The sequence below is a fragment of the Streptomyces fuscichromogenes genome (genome assembly GCF_014645815.1).
Lineage (GTDB): Bacteria > Actinomycetota > Actinomycetes > Streptomycetales > Streptomycetaceae > Streptomyces > Streptomyces fuscichromogenes.
Window position 1 is genome coordinate 74,139 of record NZ_BMML01000028.1, and the last position, 18,682, is coordinate 92,820.

General features: G+C 70.2%; 14 protein-coding genes. 11 read left to right on the forward strand and 3 right to left on the reverse strand.

Annotation, left to right across the window (positions count from 1 at the left end):
- Positions 1-202: 202 nt before the first annotated feature.
- Positions 203-955: a hypothetical protein gene (locus tag IEZ11_RS41415; protein ID WP_189268221.1), complete on the reverse strand. Its 753-nt coding sequence runs from the start codon at positions 953-955 to the stop codon at positions 203-205.
- 765 nt (positions 956-1,720) lie between these two features.
- Here IEZ11_RS41415 and IEZ11_RS41420 point away from each other — a divergent pair.
- From IEZ11_RS41420 to IEZ11_RS41435, 4 genes are all read left to right on the forward strand, one after another.
- Positions 1,721-2,695 (forward strand): LysR family transcriptional regulator, encoded by a 975-nt coding sequence (locus IEZ11_RS41420; protein ID WP_189268222.1) that lies wholly within the window; start codon positions 1,721-1,723, stop codon positions 2,693-2,695.
- 226 nt (positions 2,696-2,921) lie between these two features.
- Positions 2,922-3,974 (forward strand): hypothetical protein, encoded by a 1,053-nt coding sequence (locus tag IEZ11_RS41425; RefSeq protein WP_189268223.1) that lies wholly within the window; start codon positions 2,922-2,924, stop codon positions 3,972-3,974.
- 32 nt (positions 3,975-4,006) lie between these two features.
- Complete coding sequence (locus IEZ11_RS41430; RefSeq protein WP_189268257.1) at positions 4,007-6,169, forward strand: bifunctional polysaccharide deacetylase/glycosyltransferase family 2 protein; 2,163 nt, start codon at positions 4,007-4,009, stop codon at positions 6,167-6,169.
- Positions 6,166-7,371 carry an acyltransferase family protein gene (locus tag IEZ11_RS41435; protein ID WP_189268224.1) on the forward strand — a complete coding sequence of 402 codons (1,206 nt, stop codon included), beginning with the start codon at positions 6,166-6,168 and terminating at the stop codon, positions 7,369-7,371. Before IEZ11_RS41430 ends, IEZ11_RS41435 begins: the two co-directional genes overlap by 4 nt.
- A 332-nt stretch (positions 7,372-7,703) precedes the next feature.
- On the opposite strand, the gene IEZ11_RS41440 is transcribed toward IEZ11_RS41435, so the two are convergent.
- Together IEZ11_RS41440 and IEZ11_RS41445 are read right to left on the reverse strand one after the other, a co-directional pair.
- Positions 7,704-8,285 carry a HEAT repeat domain-containing protein gene (locus IEZ11_RS41440; RefSeq protein ID WP_189268225.1) on the reverse strand — a complete coding sequence of 194 codons (582 nt, stop codon included), beginning with the start codon at positions 8,283-8,285 and terminating at the stop codon, positions 7,704-7,706.
- 50 nt (positions 8,286-8,335) lie between these two features.
- The gene (locus tag IEZ11_RS41445; RefSeq protein ID WP_189268226.1) at positions 8,336-12,982 is read right to left on the reverse strand and encodes a DUF6531 domain-containing protein; all 4,647 of its coding nucleotides are present in this window, start codon (positions 12,980-12,982) and stop codon (positions 8,336-8,338) included.
- 356 nt (positions 12,983-13,338) lie between these two features.
- Between IEZ11_RS41445 and IEZ11_RS41450 the strand changes: the two genes are divergently transcribed.
- The 7 genes from IEZ11_RS41450 to IEZ11_RS41480 are packed head-to-tail and all read left to right on the forward strand — an operon-like array spanning position 13,339 to position 18,514.
- The gene (locus tag IEZ11_RS41450; RefSeq protein WP_189268227.1) at positions 13,339-14,001 is read left to right on the forward strand and encodes a hypothetical protein; all 663 of its coding nucleotides are present in this window, start codon (positions 13,339-13,341) and stop codon (positions 13,999-14,001) included.
- A complete protein-coding gene (locus tag IEZ11_RS41455) occupies positions 13,989-15,017 on the forward strand; it encodes a hypothetical protein (RefSeq protein WP_189268228.1) in 1,029 nt (342 codons plus the stop codon). The genes IEZ11_RS41450 and IEZ11_RS41455 overlap by 13 nt, the downstream gene beginning before the upstream one ends.
- A 43-nt stretch (positions 15,018-15,060) precedes the next feature.
- On the forward strand, positions 15,061-15,384 hold the full coding sequence (locus IEZ11_RS41460; protein ID WP_189268229.1) for a hypothetical protein: 324 nt from the start codon (positions 15,061-15,063) through the stop codon (positions 15,382-15,384).
- Positions 15,384-16,817: a putative T7SS-secreted protein gene (locus tag IEZ11_RS41465; RefSeq protein WP_189268230.1), complete on the forward strand. Its 1,434-nt coding sequence runs from the start codon at positions 15,384-15,386 to the stop codon at positions 16,815-16,817. The genes IEZ11_RS41460 and IEZ11_RS41465 overlap by 1 nt, the downstream gene beginning before the upstream one ends.
- Before the next feature lie 19 nt (positions 16,818-16,836).
- Positions 16,837-17,439, forward strand: a complete 603-nt coding sequence (locus IEZ11_RS41470; RefSeq protein ID WP_189268231.1) for a hypothetical protein — start codon at positions 16,837-16,839, stop codon at positions 17,437-17,439.
- A 3-nt stretch (positions 17,440-17,442) separates the two neighbouring features.
- Positions 17,443-18,036, forward strand: a complete 594-nt coding sequence (locus IEZ11_RS41475) for a hypothetical protein (RefSeq protein ID WP_189268232.1) — start codon at positions 17,443-17,445, stop codon at positions 18,034-18,036.
- Positions 18,037-18,085: 49 nt separating this feature from the next.
- Positions 18,086-18,514 (forward strand): DUF5959 family protein, encoded by a 429-nt coding sequence (locus IEZ11_RS41480; RefSeq protein ID WP_189268233.1) that lies wholly within the window; start codon positions 18,086-18,088, stop codon positions 18,512-18,514.
- Positions 18,515-18,682 lie beyond the last annotated feature (168 nt).

Below are 18,682 nucleotides of genomic sequence, written 5' to 3' on the forward strand. Positions count from 1 at the left end.
GGCGGGAGTGATGGGTGGTGTGAGTGGTGTGAGTGGTGTGGGTGGGGCGGGCGGTCTCGTGTGGGCCCGGCCTGGTCGGTTGTGGCATGGACACCACCGTCGCCCCGGACCGGTCAGGGGGTCCAACACCTGGTCGGCGCCGATTCACGCACTGTTGTTGTGAGTCCGGCGGGTCCAGGATGCGGGGGCGCCCGGACTCGGGCTACCTCGGGCTGAAGGTGATCACCGGGGTGTAGTCGGATCCGGCGTTGAACTCGACCCGTTGGGTGCCGGTCGGTGAGCCGAGCCCGCTCAGCGGCAGCGTCCAGGTCTGCGTCGAGCCGTCGACCGTCCGCTTCGGGCGGGTCGCCGTCTCGGTCCAGCTCCAGTCGGTCGACCGGCTCCGGTAGAGGCCGTCGTTCTCGATCATGTAGTCGGCGCCGAGGGCCGAGGGCGACGGATAGGGGAGCCGGTAACCGGTCGCGGAGTTGCCGTCGGTGTCGAAGAAGACGTGGTAGTACGGCTGCGAGGTGTGGAAGGTGACCCGGAAGGTGACCGTCCCGGACGACACGCAGACGGAGTAGTCGGTGAGGGCGCCCGAGCCCGCGGCGGAGACGCAGGAGGAGTCGGCGTCGTCGCCGCCCGACTTCGCCCGGGTCCGGCCGGCATCCGTGGCAGCGGCAGCGGCAGTGGTTGCCGACGCGGTCGATGAGCGGGTGGCGGAGCCGTGGTCCTTGGCGGCTTTCGTGGCCGACGGCTGCGACGACGTGCCGTCGGCGGCCGCCGACGTTGACGTGGACGGCGAGGCGGACCGTGATACGGACGGCGGGGGCGGGCCGAGCAGGCTCGGCGCGCCGTCGTACGAGCCGCCGTCCTCCGCGGCGCCCGGCATGGCGCCGGACGCCGGGTCCGACGACCGGGTGCCGTCGTCAACGGCCCTGCCCACGAGGAAGGCGCCACCGATCAGCGCGGTCACGACCACGGACACCCCGGTCAGGAGCACCGCCCGGGGCAACCGGCGCCGGGCGGTGCCGCCGGCCGGGGGGCGTGGAGCGGTTGCGGTCCCCGGCCCGGCGGTGGCTTTGGTCCCTGGGCGGGTGGTGGCTTTGGTCCTTGGGCCGGTGGTGGCTTTGGTCCCTGGGCCGGTGGTGGCTTCGGTCCTTGGGCCGGCGGTGGCTTTGGCCGCGGGGGCGCTGGTGTGGTGCCGTGCGGGGCTGTCGGTGTGGTGCGGTGGGGTGCCGTTGGTCTTCCGGCTTCGCTGCTCGCTTTCGTTCGCCACGCGCTCGGTGCCGTCGCGCGGTGGGTCGGCGGCTATGGCCGTCCGCTGAGGGGGGACCGGGCTCTCCGTCGTGAACGCGGCCGCCGCGGTGGACATGGACGGTGCGGCGGGGCCGGGGTCCGGCTTGGTGCGGGAGGCGGACGCCGCGGCGATGGCCGACGGTCCCTTCGGCCGCCGGGGCAGTGGAGACGGCACTGTTGTCGCGTCCTTCCGGAAGAGCGGTGGCGAACGCGTCCGGCGGCGCCAGGGCGCCGATGCTACTAACGCCGGACCGGGGTCCCGGCCGCGGCACGTCGTCTCATCGCCCGCCGACTCGCCCGCGGGCCGGTCCAGTTGCCGTTTCCTGCCACGTTGCCGGAAACAGTGCCTGATGGTGCACCGGCGATGTCCCCACCGACGCGTCGGCGACTGCCCGACGGGGCATCGGCCGGGTGCCCGGTGCGGTACCGGTAAATTCGCCCGATGGCCGCTTCCCCCGCCCACATCGACCCCCGGCTCCTGCGTGTCTTCGTCGTCGTCGCCGAGGAGTTGCACTTCACCCGCGCCGCCGCCCGGCTGTATGTCGCCCAGCAGGCGCTCAGCCGTGATGTGCGGCGACTGGAGCGGGAGTTGGGCGCCGAGTTGTTCCTCCGCAGCACCCGGCAGGTCAGCCTCACCGCCGACGGCGTCCGGCTGCTGCCGTACGCCCGCCGGGCGCTGGCCGCCCAGGACGCCCTGCTCGCCGCGTTCGGACAGGCCCGGCCGCTGCTGGTGGACCTCAACTCGCCGGGCCTGGAGACCGCCCGCCGCGTCCTGCACCGCGCCCGTGAACTCGCCCCCGACTGCGAGCTGATGGCCCGTTACGAGAGCGGGCTCACCGGAGCGGCGGCCGAACTCCTCGCGGGCCGGCTCGACGCGTCCTTCGGGCGGTTCGCGGGACTGGATCCGGCGCTGCGCTCCGGGCTCGAACAACAGCCCGTACGGTTCGAACCCATGGCCGTAATTCTCCCCTCCGATCACCGGCTCGTGGCCCTGGACGCGGTGCCGTTGTGTGCGCTGGCGGGCGAGACGGTGTACGCCGGTGCCGGCAACGAACGCACCCTGGAATGGACTGACCTGACCTTTCGGCTCTTCGAGGGCCGAGGGATCGCGGTCGCGCCGCCTCTGCCGCTGGCCGTCGGGGAGGAGGAGTTCCGGCGAGTCATGGCCAAAGACCGGTATCCCATTCTCGCGGTAGTGGGATTTCCGGCCATACCTGGAAGCGTGTCGCGGCCCCTGGTCGATCCGGTCCCGTTGTCGCCCGTGTCGCTCGTGTGGCGAAAGGGGCTGGTCCATCCGGGAGTCGACGCGCTGCGCCGGGCGGCCGCCGAGACCGGGCGCGCGGAAGGGTGGCTTCAGTGGCCGGCCGACGGATGGATTCCGGCCAGTGATCAAGAGGTGATGGACGACCACAAATGACACATCGGGAACACGGGTCTTCCCTGTGCGCTAGCTTCATGGACCCGAGCGCGGAGAGCTGGAAGGGGGCGTTCGGAGCGGGTGGGGGCCCGTTCCGGTGACGTGTGCTCGGGTTCGTCAGCGCGCCCGGAACAGTCCCGTGGGGGGATGTACGCGCGTGAAGAATTGGCGAGAAGAAACCCAACCCGAATGGCCGGAGGCAGCCCTGGATGCCAGGGATGTGCCGGTGACGGGCGACGACGGAGCGGAGCCGGCCGCTGCGGAAACCGACGGCGGTGGCGCGGCCGGGGCCGACGGCGGTGGAGCGGCGGGGGCTGCCGGGGCCGACGGGGTGAGCGGGTCCGCCGGGGTCGCCGGAGCCACCGGGTCCGCCGGGGCGACCGAGGTGTTGCGGGCCGCCGGGCCGTCACGGAACCCGTGGAGCGTCGTCGAGCCGCCGATCCCGGTGTTCATCCGCGACCGGGCCCCGGACCCCGTCAACGACCCCGACGAGGTGACCGTCCAGAACGACGTCGGTTCCGTGCGAATACGGCCGACAGGACCGCCAGGCCCGACCGGCCCGACCGGATCGCCAGGCCCGACAAGGCCGTTATGGCCGGCGGCGCGGACATGGCCGACCCGGCCTCGTGCCGCCGACGCTTCCGGCGCCATCGACGGCATCGCCGCCTCCGGTCCCGCCCCGGTCGCCGCCCCGGTCCCCGCCCCCGTCTTCGTGGACGAGTCGGGGCGTCGCAGCCGTCGGTTCCGCAGGATCGGGATGGCCGTCGGCCTGGTCTGCGCGGTCTACGCGGTCGTCATCGTCGCCACCCTGCTGTCCGGGAGTTCCGACGCGCCCTGGCTGCCGGTACCCGGGCAGAACGGCGACAGGCCGGCCGGCAGGGTCGACGACTCGCCGCGCCCCTCGCACCCGTCCCGCTCCTCGGACGACGGCGCCTCGGTGGCCGGTCCGCCCGTGAACGGCGGCACGACCCCGTCGGCAGGGGCCTCCCCGCGGGCTCCCGGCGCCGGAACGGGCACCGCCCGGCCGAGTGCGTCGGCGTCCGCGCGGCCGACGTCGTCCGCGGGGCTGACGGGCTCCTCGCCGAAGCCGGGTTCGCCGTCCGCGTCCGCCTCGCCGTCCGCGGTGACGCCCTCCTCCGACGCGCCGGCCTCACCGGCCTCGTCGCCGCCTCCGGTCTCGCCCAGCGAGTCGGCCGCCCCGACCGGCGGCCCGGTCGCGCAGGGCGCGGCCCCGCACACCGGCGCCGCTGCCGCCTCCGCTCCCGCTCCCGTCCTCTGATGGCCGCCCGCACCCGGCGCCGCGCCAACGCCATGGCCGCCCGCACCCGGCGCCGCGCCAACGCCGCGGACGCCTCCCGGCGCCGCCGCCTGCCCATGCGTCTGACGCTGCCCGTCCTCCTGCTGGCCGCCCTGATGGCGATGCTGATGCTGCGCGGCTACGTGCACAGCGAGATCCTCGCCGACCACCGCATCCGCCCCGAGGCCGCCTCCGACCGGGTCCCGGAGAAGATCCTGGACGGCGGCCCGGTCATCGACACCCGAGGCGGCCGTACGACGTCACTGCGCGTCCCCGACCGCCACGTGGTCCTCACCTTCGACGACGGCCCCGACCCGGCCTGGACCCCGAAGGTCCTGGACGTCCTGAAGAAGCACCACGCGCACGCGGTCTTCTTCGTCACCGGCACCATGACCTCCCGCTACCCGCAGCTGGTCCGGCGCATGGTGGCCGAGGGCCACGAGGTCGGCGTGCACACCTTCAACCACCCCGACCTGTCGTACCAGTCGAAGAAGCGCGTCGACTGGGAGCTGTCCCAGACCCAGCTGGCGATCACCGGCGCGGCCGGCATCCGGACCTCCCTGTTCCGCCCGCCGTACTCCTCCTCCGCCGACGCGATGGACGACCTCTCCTGGCCGGTGACCGAGTACATCGGCAGCCGTGGCTACATCACCGTCGTCAACGACAGGGACAGCGAGGACTGGCGCAAGCCGGGCGTCGGCCGGATCGTCCGCAACGCCACCCCGGGCGCCGGCAAGGGCGCGATCGTCCTGATGCACGACTCGGGCGGCGACCGCCACCAGACCGTCCAGGCCCTGGACCGGCTCCTGCCCCGTCTGCAACAGCAGGGCTACACCTTCGACAACCTCACCGAGGCCCTGAACGCGCCGAGCGCCCACACCCCGGTCGCCGGCCCCGGCCTCTGGGCGGGCAGGGCCTGGGTCCTCCTGGTCCAGGCGGCGGACGGCGTCACCGGGGTGCTGGTGGTCGGCCTGGCGGTGATCGGCGCGTCCGTGCTGGCGCGGTTCGCCCTGATGCTCTGGCTGTCGGTCGTGCACGCCCGCCGGGTCCGCGGCCGGCGCTTTTGCTGGGGCCGCCCGGTGACCGAACCGGTGTCGGTGCTCGTCCCCGCGTACAACGAGGCCAAGTGCATTGAGAACACGGTTCGTTCACTGACCGCGAGCGAACACCCGGTCGAGGTCGTCGTCATCGACGACGGTTCGACGGACGGCACGGCACGGATCGTGGAGAACCTGGACCTGCCGGGCGTCCGGGTGGTCCGGCAGGAGAACGCGGGCAAGCCGGCCGCCCTCAACCGGGGCCTGGCGAACGCCCGTCACGACATCGTCGTGATGATGGACGGCGACACGGTCTTCGAACCGGCCACGGTACGGGAGCTGGTCCAGCCGTTCGGCGATCCGGCCGTCGGCGCGGTCGCCGGCAACGCCAAGGTCGGCAACCGGGATTCGCTGATCGGCGCCTGGCAGCACATCGAGTACGTGATGGGCTTCAACCTGGACCGCCGGATGTACGACGTGCTGCGCTGCATGCCGACCATCCCCGGAGCGGTCGGCGCCTTCCGCCGTACCGCCCTCGAACGGGTCGGCGGCATGAGCGACGACACCCTCGCCGAGGACACCGACATCACGATGGCGCTCCACCGCGACGGCTGGCGCGTGGTCTACGCGGAACGGGCCCGCGCCTGGACCGAGGCCCCCGAGTCGGTCTCCCAGCTCTGGTCCCAGCGCTACCGCTGGTCGTACGGCACGATGCAGGCGATCTGGAAACACCGGGGAGCGATGCTGGACCGCGGCCCGTCCGGCCGCTTCGGCAGGGTCGGCCTCCCCCTGGTGTCCCTCTTCATGGTCGTGGCCCCGCTCCTCGCCCCCCTGATCGACGCCTTCCTCCTCTACGGCATCGTCTTCGGCCCGACGCAGCGGACGATCGGCGCCTGGCTGGGGGTGCTGGCGGTCCAGGCGGCCTGCGCGGCCTACGCCTTCCACCTCGACCGCGAACGCATGACCCACCTCGTCTCGCTGCCGCTCCAGCAACTCCTCTACCGCCAGCTCATGTACGTCGTCCTGCTCCAGTCCTGGATCACGGCGCTGACCGGCGGCCGCCTGCGCTGGCAGAAGCTGCGGCGGACCGGAGTGGTGGGGGCCGCGCCGGGCGCCGCGGGGGAGAGGCAGGCGGCATGACCCGGGCAGAAGCGACGCCGGTCGCACCGGACAGGGCGGGCACCGGCGCCGGCCGGGACCGCTACCTCGACCTGCTCCGCTCCCTGGCCCTGGTCCGCGTGGTGGTCTACCACCTCTTCGGCTGGCCTTGGCTCACCGTCCTCTTCCCCTCCATGGGCGTGATGTTCGCGCTGGCGGGCTCCCTGCTGGCCCGCAGCCTGGACAGTCCGAGCCGCTCGGCACCGAGCGTGATCCGCGCCCGGCTCCGCCGACTCCTGCCGCCCCTCTGGCTGTTCGGCGCGGTCCTGCTGACGATGATGCTCACGGCGGGCTGGAACCCCCTCAAGGACCCCGACCTGGGCGGCGGTTGGACCAACTGCTCCCAACTCCTCTACTACGTCCTCCCGATCGGCGCCCCGCCCTACCCCGAACACCTCGGCTCGGCGTCGGGCCTGCTGGACGACACCTGGGCGGAACAGGCGGCGGGCCCGCTCTGGTACCTCCGCGCCTACCTGTGGTTCGTCCTGCTGTCCCCGTTCCTCCTGCGGGCGTTCCGCAAGTGGCCGCTGCCGACGACGCTGGCCCCCCTGGCACTGACGGCGGTGGTGGGCACGGGGCTGGTGGGCATCCCCGGCGAGACGGGCAACGCGGTCACGGACTTCGCCGTGTACGGCGGTTGCTGGATCCTGGGCTTCGCCCATCACGAAGGCGTACTCGCACGGGTCCCCCGCTACGCGGCGGTCTCGCTGTCCTGCCTGGTGATGGGGCTGGGCCTGTGGTGGGCGTCGGGCCACCAGGGCCCCGACGGCTGGGACCTCAACGACATCCCGCCGGCCCAGGCGTGCTGGTCGTTCGGGGCGGTCCTGATCCTCTTGCAGTACGCCCCGTCCTGGCGGGAGCTGCCGGGCGGCCTGCGCCGCTGGGACGGACTGATCACCCTGTCCAACAACCGCGCGGTGACCATCTACCTCTGGCACAACATGCTGATCATGGCAACGGTCCCGATCATCGACCTGGCGTACGACCTCCCGTTCATGGCGTCGGACCGGGCGGCGGGGCTGCTGGACTCCACGTACGGCTTCTGGATGTTCGTGCTGGTCTGGCCGCTGATCGCGGCGATGGTGACGGCGTTCGGCTGGGTGGAGGACGCGGCGGCGGGGCGGCGGCCGCGTCTGTGGCCGAACGGGTCCCGCCGGGGGCGGGCGCGCCGACGGGCGTTGTGAGAAGCCGTACCCGGACCCCTCGGCGCTGACCGGGCAGACCCGTTGACCGCTCAAGGAACGGGCGATGACAGGGAGCCCTCCTTCGTCGGCCACCACTCCTGACGGTGTCCTGGAGATCCATGGTTCCTTCCGGGGCGTCCGGCGTCGGTTGCGTGTCGTCCGGACCGTCGGGCGGCATGCCACTCGGTCAGTTGCCTCCCGCGTACGTCGTGAGGAAGGGCGGTCAGGCCCCGAGCGTCCAGTAGGGCGCGTCCGTCGCGGGCGCGGGACGGACGCGCAGGGCCGTATGTCTCCCCGTTCGTCGCCCTCCCTGCCCGGCGGATGCGTCTCGGTCATGGTCCGCCCAGCATCCGGTCCTCGTCGAAGCCGAGTTCGTCCTCGATTCCCAGTTCCTCCGCGGCGTGCCAGCGCAGTGGGTCGGGCCAGGCGGCCGGATCGCCGGTGGCGACACCGCGCAGGAAGCCGACGGCGTCCGGGGTGCCGATCTCGCCCAGTGCCTGGATGGCCTTGACGCAGAAGGAGAAGTAAGGGCCGTCCGTCGACTTCCGCTCCCGCACCAGGGCGGCGACCGGCTCGACTCCCTCCGGGGCCCGCAACTCTCCGAGCAGGTCGACCAGGTCCTCCGTGTTCACCCCCGCGGGTCGCGTGACCAGCACCGTCGCCAGGATCGGCCCGAGCCCATCGGGGTGCACGTGCAGCGCCAGCCCCGCGAGCCGTTCGAAGCGCCGCCAGTCCCCCTCCGCGGACGTGATCCGCAGCCAGTCGAGGACGCGCTGCCGTGCCGCAGGCACCGCGGCCGCGGTCTCCTCGGCCCGCTCTGCACCCACGTATCCGCCGATGACGAGGGAGTCCGCCTGCTCCAGGAGAGCGCGGTCGGCAGCCGATCCAGCCGTTCCAGCCGATTCAGCAGACATGCGTGTCGTGCCACCTTCCAGGCGCGGGTGCCGCTGACGTGGGCACCCGGTCAGATCCGTTCGTACGTCGTTCTCAGGATGTTCGAGTTGAACACGTCGGCCGAGCCCTCGCGGAGACCGAAGTTCAACCCACCCCGTTCCATCTTCACGTGCACGAACTGGGTGCTCTCCCCGATCTCGTCCAGATGCACACCGAACGCCTCCTTGATCGCCGCGATGTTGTCGCCCGAGCCGCGCCCCGCGGCGATGAGAGCCTCCCTGGTGCCCGGCTCCATTTCGTAGCGGACGAGGTGCGTGTACTTCTGGGCGTTCCTGCCGCCGCGCCGGCCGAAGCGTTCCGCGATACCCCGGACGTAGTCCTCCTCCTGGGTCACGAAGTTCTCGCCACGCGGGGTGATCTCACCCTTCGGGCCGAGCCGGGAGAACTCCTTCTCCGACATCACGCGGTAGAAGGGCTCGTAGGGCGAGAGACCCAGCGGGTCCGTGCCCGTCCAGGGGTTGGTCACGTACGCCGTGGGGTGCGGTGAGGCGGTCAGCCCCAGCGGGTCCGGGCTGATGTAGTGCCCCGTCTCCGGGGCGTAGTAGCGGTGCCGGTTGTAGTGGAGTCCGGTTTCGCTGTCGTGGTACTGCCCGGGGAAGCGGAGCGGTGTGTACGCCGTGCCCTGCCGCGGCCAGGCCGTCGCGCCGAACAGTGTCGACCGGGCCCGCCAGGCGATCTCACCCTGCTCGTCCACCAGTTCGGTAGGGGTGCCCACCAGGTCGGTGATGATGGCGAAGAACCGGGAGTCGATCTCCCGCTGGGTCACCGTGTCGGTCAGGCGCTCGGTCTGGGCGACCGGGTGGAGACCGTCGTGGTCCCAGGTCACGGTGGTGGCGTGCGAGAGCGTCTCTCCCGTGGTCGTCTGCTCCACCAGGGTGTCGCCGTCCCAGGTGAAGCGGGTCTCCTCGACGGTCCGGGCCTCGTTGCCGTCGGCCGCCGTCCGCTGCTTCGCGATGCGGCGCCCGAAGACGTCGTACCTGTAGCGCCAGAGTGCCCCGTCGGGGGTGACCACCGAGACGAGACGGTCCTCGACATCCCAGGTGTAGCGCCAGGTCTCCGTCTGCCCGGAGAGCCGGGCCCGGCGCTGGGTCACCAGCCGGCCCGCCGCGTCGTACTCGTAGCGGATACGTCCGGCCCTGGTGACGCGAGTGCCCTCGTAGTCACGAGGCCCGCGCGCCGCCCCGGCGGGATGCGTGTCGGGCCAGTCGGCTTCGGTCTGGTCGCCGGCCGTGTCGTACGCATACGACTCGGCCCAGTCCCGGGCGCTGACCGAGGTGACCCGGCCCATCGGATCCAGTTCGAAACGGCGTCGGCCGCCCGTCAGCTCCGCCACCTCGACCACCTGGCCGTCGGGACGACGACTGTAGCCACGGCGCTGCACCGTACCGCGTGCCGTGTCCGCGACCTGTTCGGCCAGGAGGCCGGACGGGTCCCAGCCACTGTGCACGGTCAGGGCGGTGTCCACCTCACGGGTGATCTCCCGTCCGGCGACGTCGTAGCCGAACCGGAGGGTGTGGTCCGCCGTGCTCAGCGAGGAGCGACGGCCGTAGGCGTCGTAGGCGTACTCCGTCACCAGCCCGGACGGCGTGGTCCGCCGGGTCCGTCGGCCGAGCGGGTCGTAGGCGAAGGTGATCGTACGGCCGTCGACGGACTCGGCGACGATCCTTCCCCAGTCGTCCCTCTCGATGCGTACGGAGGATTCGCCGACGCCGACGCCGACGCCGACACCTGCACCGGCACCGGTGCTGACGCCGGCGCTCAGCAGGCGGCCCATGGCGTCGTGCTCGTAGCGCGTGACGACGCCCCCGGCCGTCTTCACGGCGACCTGGCCGAGTACGTCGCGCTCATAGAGGATCCGCTCCCCGAGCGCGTTCTCGCGGGCGGCGATCCGGCCCGAGGCGTCGTACGCGTAGCGCAGCACACGGCCGTCGAAGTCGCGCTCGGAGACGACGTGACCCGCCGGATCGTATGTGTACGTCCAGGTCAGCCCCCGCGGGTTCGTGACCCGGGTCAGGCGCAGCGAGGCGTCGTGATCATAGGTGTACCGAGCTCCGTCCGGACCGGTCGTGGCCGAGAGGAGGTCGAAGTGCGTGTACTCGTACGACGTGACCGCGCCGCAGGAGTCCGTGTGCCGGACGCAGTTGCCCTCTCCGTCGTACTCCCAGCTCTCAGTCGTTCCGTCCGGGCCCCTCCAGTGGGCTATACGGCCCTCCACGGTCCACGACAGCCGTACCTCGCCGCCCACCGAGTCGCCGACCGAACGGACCCGTCCGAACGCGTCGTACCGACGTCGCTCCTGGTTTCCCCGGGGGTCGACGAGGCCGGTGGTGAGACCGGCCTCGTTGGTTTCCAGCCGGGTGACGTTGCCGAGGGCGTCGACGACCGACGTGAGCCGGCCGGAGCCGTCGTAGGAGTACCCCAGGGTGACGCCGGTGGGACCGGTGACCGTGGTGCAGTTGCCTCGTTCGTCGTAGGTCCGCCGCCAGGTGCTGCCGTCGGCGTGGACCGCCTTGGTCTGTCGGCCGAGGCGGTCGTAGGCGAAACGGGCGGTCGCGCCGTCCGGATACGCGATGACCAGCGGCCTGCCGAACCCGTCGCGGAGGTAACGGATGCAGTGCCCGAGCGGGTCGGTGACGGCGATTTCGTGGTGGCGCTCGTCGTACTCGGTACGGGTGGTGTTGCCGAGGGGGTCGGTCTCGGCGATGACCTGGCTGCCGCTGTTGACGACGAAGCGGGTGACGGCGCCCTCGGCGGTGGTGAGGGTGGTGATGCGGCAGCCGGGCCAGGCGGGGTCGGTGCCGTCGTACGCGAGGGTGATGGTGATGTGGCCTGCGTCGCCGCCCTCGGCGACGCAGCGGTCGCGGTCGTCGTAGACGTAGTGGTACCGGCTGTCGTTGGTGTCGGTCCAGGAGGTGACCCGCAGCCGGTCGTCGTACGTGAAGCGCAGAGGCAGGCCCGAGGAGTTGACCGTTTCGGTGAGGTTGCCGTCGGTGTAGCCGTAGCGCTTGATGACGACATCGGTGCCGTCGTCGGCGGCACCGGCCAGGGCGAGGGCGGTGACGCGGCCTTCGTCGGTGGTGAGCCTGAGGTGGTAGCCGCCGGAGTGGCGGATGGCGAGCGGGGTGCCGTGCTCGTCGTACTCGAAGGTGATGGTGTGCTGGTTGCGGTCGGATATGCGGGTGAGCAGGGCGGTGCCGTCGGCGGCGGGCCGGGCGAAGTGGTGGGTGCGGCCGGTGAGCGGATCGGTGATCCGATAGCCGCCGTCGTCGTGGCGGGTCAGGGAGCGGCGCGGGCCCGTCTCCGGCATGACCGGGGTCTGGGGTGCGGTGGGGTGGGGGTAGGCGAGCAGCAGGCCGTCCTCGGTGACCTGGACGATGCCCTGTTCGTCGATTTCCAGGCGCTGGTCGAGAGTGGAGGCCCAGGTGGGGCCGAACCACCAGCCGCAGCGGTAGTCGGAGGCGACGCGGCGGGTGAACGCCAGCGGCAGCAGGCCGGGCAACTCGATGTCGGTCTGCGGGAGGTACATCGCGCCGGTGGCCATGTCGACGGGGTCGCTGCCCTTGGAACGCACCACACTCCTGAGCCGGTTGAACGCGCCCTCCGCGCCCTCGGCCAGCATGCCCCGCGCGTTCTTGCCCAGCCCACGGACGGCGAGGCTCATGGCCTTCATGCCACCGCGGAGTTCCTTCAGCTCCTTCAGCCCCTTGGCGAGTTTGCCGAGGCTGGTGATGCCCTTGCCGCCGGGTATGCAGTCCAGCGCGGCGAACGCCACGTCCCATAGAGACGCCTGCCCCTGGGAGTACTTGTAAAGCGTGTCCGCAAGCACGACCAGGGCCGCGACCAGCACGATCGCGCCGAGGATCGGCCCGCCGATGATCATCGCGATGATCCCGACGACCGCCACGACCACCTTGCAGACCGTGACGATGGTGTCCCAGTTGTCCTCGAACCAGTGCCCGACGTCCTGCCACCAGTGCCGGTTCGGGATCCCGGCATCCGACGCCTCGCCGATCCTCCGCTTCGCCTCACCCGCAGCCTCGTCACGCATCTTCCGCGCGTCCTCGGCCATCTTCTTCGCCGCGTCCAGCGCACTCTGCGCGGACGTGACGTCCGACTGGGCGTTGCTGTGCGCGGACTTGGCGCTCTGCACGTCCCGGGTGGCCGCCCGCACCTTCCCCTCGTCCGGCTTGTCCGCGTCGGACTTGCTCCCGGTGGGATCGTCCTTGTACTTGTCGGCTTCCTTGGTGGCGCGGGTGACCCACGAATCGGCCGAGGAAAGCCGGGACCTGGCGGAGGCCAGATCCGCCTGCGCCTCCTTCGCCTTGGCGAGCGCCCTGTCCGCGAGCGCCTGCGCGCGCTCCAGCTTCGGCCAGTAGTCCGCGAGCGCGTCCCCGCACAACTCGTACGATTTCTTCAGCTTCTTCAGGTTCTTCGGGACATCCTTGAACTGCTCCTTGAACACCTCCGCCGACTTCCCCGCCCACTGAAGGAGGGTGTCCTCACCGGCCATGCCCCTGACCAGACGCAGCGCGTCGGAGACATCGTCGGCGAAGGCGTGCAACTGCGACGCGAGAGTGCGGACGCGCTGCGGGTCACCCGGAGTCGGGTCCCGGTCGAGATCGAGTGGATGCCAGTCCGCCGGTCGGTACCCCGCCATTACCCCGCAACCCCCGTCACGTACGCCCCATCAACAAACCTGTGCACACGTGAAGTTACAGGTCCCGCCGGTTTGAAGTGAAGGCCGCGCGGTGATCGGGCGGCCGGAGTCGCCGGTGCCTCCGGAGTGTGTTTTGGTATGGCATGACGCGATTTACCCAGTGGGTGACCTAGGGGTGTCGCGATGTCACGGGACGGCACCAAAGCTGAGGTGAGGGTGTTGAGTTGCCCGACTATGATCTGCCGTGCACGCTTCGTGCGGCCGGGACGCGGCACATCGCTCTGGTGCGTTCCGGATGGACCCCGATAGCGTATTCGCTGCTTCGCAGACCCCAACCGCCCCACCAGGAGCCCACCGTGACCCGCCGTTTCCGCCTGCTCACGACAGCCACCGCCGGTGCGACGGCCGCACTGCTGCTTGCCGGGTGCGGCGGAGGGGGCAGCGGCAGCTCCAAGTCGAACGACAAGATCGCGGGGGCGGACACGGGGGCGTCGACTTCGGCTTCGCCGAGCGCCTCTCCTACGGCTTCGTCCGGTAGCGGCCCTAAGATCACCTTGCCCTCCGATGTGAAGCTGACCTTTGAGGGAGGGCATACCGGGGATGCGGCGAAGGACGCGGTGCTCGCCGACAACGCAGAGATGATGAGAGCGGTCGACGCCTCCATCGCCGGGACAGATCCCAAGGGCGAGGGAATCGCGTACTACACCACGGGTAAGGCTCTTGAGGCCTCGCTGACCTGGGTCGCTCAGTGGAAGAAGGCCAACGTCACGATTACGGGCGACATCCGCTACTACGACCGCGAGGTGACGCTCAAGAGCAAGGCGGCGGCCATCCTCACCTTCTGCGGTGACGAGAGCAAGGGCTTCAGCAAGGACAAGAAGACCAACAAGATCAACAAGACGCCTGTCACAAAGAACAGCTACGTCACGTACAACACCAGGCTCGACAAGAACTCCGATGGCGTCTGGCAGACATCACAGATTATTTCCACCAGGGGGGCAGCTCGGTGCCAGCCGTAGTCAGAGGGGCGGCATGTGCTTTTGTCGCCGGAATTGCGTTGTGGACTTCTGGGCCAGTGGCGTGGGCTGATGCCACTCCTGGTGAGGGGCCCGGCACCCTGACGCAGGTGAGCGGGGATCAGAAGGACGGCAAAGTTTCCGCAACTGCCGGTGCCGTCGTCTACGACCTCTCCAAGAACGGTTCCGGAGCGTCGGCCGGTGCCGTCGCCTCGACCACGACCTGGACCCCGCCGGCCTGTTACTACGCCCCGAAGTATTCACCCGATGCGCTTGAGGCCTACCTGACGCCGATCTGGGAGGCCGACTCGACGGGCTACGAGTGGGATGCCACGCAGCGCGACCGCTACGTCAACGGGAAGCCGTACAAGGACTTCAACAAGGACAAGGCGGGCAAGGGCTACTGGTGGGATTCGTACGTCACACCGGGCCGTGAGGGTGACCCCGGCGCGCTCGACTGCACGAAGCCCATCTTCTGGGTGGACACGGGTGAGGACCCGCCGGCGGACATACCCCAGGCGGTCACCCCGGAGATCCTCTCCCAGCTCGCCTACAACCAGATCCGTGTCCCCAGCACGAAGGTGACCCTGGCCCCGGCGGACCGGACGAAGGTCAACCTTCCCACCTGGGCGTGGCTGGACGGCGCCGAGTTCAAGCCGGTCTCCGTCACCGCGTCCGTTCCCGCGCTGGGCATCAGCGCCACGACCACCGCCACCCCGTACTCCCTCAAGATCGACCCCGGTACCTCGGACGCGGTGACGTATCCCGCCTCGGGTGTCTGCGAGTTCAAGAACGACAGCATCGGTGAGGCCTACGCGAAGGGGAAGGCCGACGAGACGCCACCCTGTGGAGTGAAATACCTGCGCTCCTCGGGCACGGGCTCCTATCCGCTCCAGGCCACGATCACCTGGAAGATCAGCTGGACGGGCACGGGGACACCGGGCGGGACCCTGCCCGACGGTACCTTCGGGGCCACCCAGAATGTCGTCGTGCAGGAGATCCAGTCCGTCAACAGGTGAGTGCGATGGGGTCGGCCGGAGCCCTCCGGCTGTAGGAGGCGCCGTGGGCGACAGGACCAGGATCGACGACCTCGACGTGCTCAAGAGTGTGTCCATGGGCATCCAGAAGATCGTCGAGGAGTTGCAAGGGCTCGACGACAAGGGCACGTACGGCTGGAGCCGCGAGGTCGTCGGTCACGAGGAACTCACCGACCGGCTCGACGACTTCGCCGACAACTGGGACTACAGGCGGGGAAAGCTCGAAGGGGAGCTGACCAAGCTGGCGGCCATCACGAAGGCCGCGGCCCAGGCCTACGAGCAGATTGACACCGACCTCGCCGACGCGGTCCGCGAGCGGGAGAAGAAACCCCGGAGGCAAGGGAGATGATGTCCCGACCGAAGGACTGGTCACCGGTCGAGCTGGACTCCGACCCGGTGCCCGGGGACCCCGAGGCCGTGGCGAAGCTGGGCCGGCGATTCCGCTCGGTGGCCGATGCCATCAGAAGGCAGACGGGCAACATCGAAGCCCTCTGCGGAGTGGACGGCTGGCAGAGCGACGCCGCTGACGAGTTCCGCAGGACGGCCGAGGGGACCGTCGGACGGCTGAAGAAGGTCCTGGACCGCTTCGAGACGGCTGCCGATCTCCTGGGTGAGCAGACGGACCTTCCGGACGAGAAGTACGCCTCGGTCCTGGCGTCCTCCCAGCAGGCGGCGGACAAGGCCCGTAACGACGCCGAGCGCGACCGCGATGAGCGTGACCGTCTCGACAGGTCGCTCGACGCCCTGGACAGGTCCGCGGACGACCACGAGCAGAAGAAGCGTGACCTGACCACGAAGCGGGACGAGGTCGACGGTCGTGTCGAGAACGCCATCAAGCGGGTGCACGCCGCCAAGAACGCCCGCAACCGGGCCGGGGAGAAGGCGGCCCGGGCCCTTGAGGCGCTCATCGACCACGACAAACTGAAGGACTCCACCTGGGAGAACATCAAGGGGGCGCTCAAGAGCGTCGCGGACATCGCCGGTTGGGTGGCGACAGCCTGCGCACTCGCCTCGCTGCTGGTGGGCTGGATCCCGGTGATCGGCTGGGCGCTGGCGGGTGTGCTGGACGCGATCGCCCTGCTCGCGACGGTGGTGTCCCTCGCCTGTCACTTGGTGCTGGTCTTCTCGGGAGACGCGAGCATCGCCGACCTGGTGCTGGACGGCGTGGCCCTGCTCACCCTCGGGCTGGGGCGCGCCGCGCTGAGCGCGGGCAGGGCGGCCGCGGCGGGTGTGCGGGGTGTACAGACGGCAAGCCGCTCGGCCCGTGCCGACTTCCTGGCGGCCAACTCGTTGACCGGTAGATCGGCGAAGGCGGCCAACACGTTGAAGGGCAAATCCACCAAGATCGCCAACCAGGTCGCCGAAGAGGCGTCGCGGAGACTCGCAGGGGATCTGCCCGGGGCCTTCGGAAAACTGCGGGAGTTCCAGCACGTCCTGAATCCCCAGGTGGTCTACCGTGACACGGTGGACGCCGTGAAGGGTCTCAAGGACTTCAAAGAGGTGGGGAAACTCTTCGGAAGGGACGCTTGGCGGGGAGCCCGGCCCTTCGGCAATCCGGAGTGGATCGAGTCCAGCAAGGCGCTCAAAGAGGTCCCGATTCTCGGCAAGTTCGAAAGCATGGGCGGTGTGAAGTTCACCGACTATGTGCGATCCGCTGGGCAGAGGTGGCTCGGTTACACCGCCGCGGCGACCGCCATCGACGGGAATGACAAGCTCCACGGCCTCACGGAATGGGATAATCCGTACAACAGGTGGAAGACCGCTTGGACGGTGGGTTCGTGACGGCCGGGAGGAATTCCGCGTGGGTGACGACGTGACGTGGCAGTGCCTGATCTCCGAGCCCGAGGGCGGTATCAGACTTCCCCTGGGGGAGAACGCGGAGTTCGGGGAGTGGGCCAAGCGGGCCGCCCGGCAGTACCTGGGTACAGACGCTCCGCGCAGCGAAATGCGTGAGCTGGCCTCGGCACTGGCTCGTGTGGCGGCCACGGCTGATCTGGGCGCCCCCACCTTCGCCTATGCCTACGTGATCGACGCGGCGAAGGCGTTGACCGCCGTCTACGAGGTCCATGACTACGACGGTGACGGATACCGCTCCCCGGACCGCCTTCCCGGTCTTCTGGAGACTGTCCTTCCCACGTCGCCCGAGCGCCGGAGCGTGACCGAGGTGAACCTTCCGGCCGGGCCCGGTGTACGGGTCCAGGAACTTCTCGCGGTCGAGACCGGTTCGCTCTTCAAGAAGAAGACGATGATGGAGACGGTCACCTACGCGGTGATTCCGCCGCAGGTCGACAACATCCTTGCCTTCCGGATGTCGTGGACCAATCTCGTCTTCAGCGAGGCGTTGCTGGAGTTGGCGCAGACGCTGGCCGAGTCGCTGGAGCTGACCGAGGTCAAGGAAGGCTGAGGAATGCCGGATGCCGTCGCCGACGGTCGTACGGACGGAGAGACCCTCCCTCCGAGCGACTACGGAATGCTCGTCCCGGACGGCTGGTTCAGGATTCCGCTCGAACCCGACGGCTGGAAGACGCCGATCCGCGCACTCGCCGATCGCGTCTTCGAGGGCCAGGACGACGCCGTGCTCCTCAAGCGGGAATTCGTCAAGGCCGTGGGTGCGCGAGCGGAAGAAGGTTACGAGAACGGGGGCGTCGAGCTCTATGTCTCGACGACCTCCATCGGTCCCGTTCCGCTCTCCTCCTCGCTCCTTGTCACGGTGGCCCCGGCCGAGGAGGACGTCCGCCTCGAAGCGAAGGGCCGGTCCCAGGAGGTCACCGACGTCGTGCTGCCCTTCGCCGGGCCCGCGACGATGCGGCGCACCCGTACGGTCCCGGACGCCGAAGACCCGACCGGCAACCAACTGCCCGTGACCGTGGTGGACTACGCGGTCAGGGTGCCGAACACCCAGGCGGTCCTGCTGCTCACGTTCTCCACGTCCTTGGACATGTTCGCCGACGCCATGGTCAACCTGTTCGAGGCGGTCGCCAAGTCGCTGCACTGGAAGTGACCACGACCGGCCCGGCTGCCGCTCGTCAGTTGCCGACGAAAGGCCGACCATGGTCGACAGCCCCCCGAGCGAACTCATCTCGCTCGCCGACGACGAGGGCAACAGCGTCCTGCTCAAGGTGCTGGGACGTAGTCCCCGGTGGGCCGCCGGGCTTGACGCGGAAATCGTCGTCAGGACGCCCTTCGTGTCCGGCCGTGTCGACCTGGCGTTGTCCGTCGCGAGGTTGGAGAGCTGGGCCGCGGCGCTGGACCGGCTCGACGCCGGTGAGGACGCGGCCTGGATGGAGATGAGCCGAGGGCCTTCCGTCTTCATCCGGCTCACCGGCGAGCATGACTGCCCGGAGGTGGTCGTGGCGGACGAGTCCGGGTCCATGGTCACCGTGCGGGTCCCGCTCGTCCCCCCGGAGGACTGGATCGCCGACCACCGCCGGCGTCTGAGCCAGGTGATGGAGCACTGGGTTCCCATGCTGTCCGGGTAGGGAGGCGAGCCGGCACCGGCAGATGACGACGCGTTCGAGGGCCGGGAGGCTTCGCGGATGTCGTCGCGGATCTCCCGGGCGCGAGGGTCCGGGAGACACCGGGCCGCTCACGCCTGCCGCGCACCGGCCCAACGGCTTGGACGCGGTGGGAGCACGACCCGGCCCACG

Bases quoted from the DNA above. Each gene is read 5' to 3' on its own strand.
- IEZ11_RS41480 (WP_189268233.1), top strand. From the start codon at position 18,086: ATGGTCGACAGCCCCCCGAGCGAACTCATCTCGCTCGCCGACGACGAG.
- IEZ11_RS41440 (WP_189268225.1), bottom strand. From the start codon at position 8,285: ATGTCTGCTGAATCGGCTGGAACGGCTGGATCGGCTGCCGACCGCGCT.
- IEZ11_RS41435 (WP_189268224.1), top strand. From the start codon at position 6,166: ATGACCCGGGCAGAAGCGACGCCGGTCGCACCGGACAGGGCGGGCACC.
- IEZ11_RS41465 (WP_189268230.1), top strand. From the start codon at position 15,384: ATGTCCCGACCGAAGGACTGGTCACCGGTCGAGCTGGACTCCGACCCG.
- IEZ11_RS41445 (WP_189268226.1), bottom strand. From the start codon at position 12,982: ATGGCGGGGTACCGACCGGCGGACTGGCATCCACTCGATCTCGACCGG.
- IEZ11_RS41475 (WP_189268232.1), top strand. From the start codon at position 17,443: ATGCCGGATGCCGTCGCCGACGGTCGTACGGACGGAGAGACCCTCCCT.
- IEZ11_RS41420 (WP_189268222.1), top strand. From the start codon at position 1,721: ATGGCCGCTTCCCCCGCCCACATCGACCCCCGGCTCCTGCGTGTCTTC.
- IEZ11_RS41430 (WP_189268257.1), top strand. From the start codon at position 4,007: ATGGCCGCCCGCACCCGGCGCCGCGCCAACGCCGCGGACGCCTCCCGG.